Raw genomic sequence first — 252 nt, 5'->3', positions numbered from 1 at the left:
GATGCAAAATCAGTTGCTGCTCATTGGAACGGTGCGGGTTACGCAGTGATTTGCTGGGCGGGATAACTTGCGCCTGAAGAACCGGCAGCCGCTCAAGTGCATAAGCAATGGCTTGGTCGCACTCACCGATCTGTTTTTCCAGGAAGTCATAAGCCGCCAACTCCTGACTCAGCGCATGCAAATGCTCAGCTCGCCAGTTGCCGTGCAAGCTGCGAGCAACAGTGGCCTGATCGGCCTTAACACGCTTGTCTC

At 55.2% G+C, this 252-nt stretch carries 1 pseudogene; it reads right to left on the bottom strand.

From position 1 onward, the window contains the following. Nucleotides 1-252, bottom strand: a pseudogene (locus AACY52_RS32040) (IS110 family transposase); the annotation flags it as partial.

Source organism: Pseudomonas sp. EA_65y_Pfl1_P113 (assembly GCF_963970525.1).
In the GTDB taxonomy this organism is placed as follows: Bacteria; Pseudomonadota; Gammaproteobacteria; order Pseudomonadales; family Pseudomonadaceae; genus Aquipseudomonas; species Aquipseudomonas tritici.
Note: the sequence above shows the minus strand (reverse complement) of the source record. Positions and strands in the feature narration are given on the sequence as shown.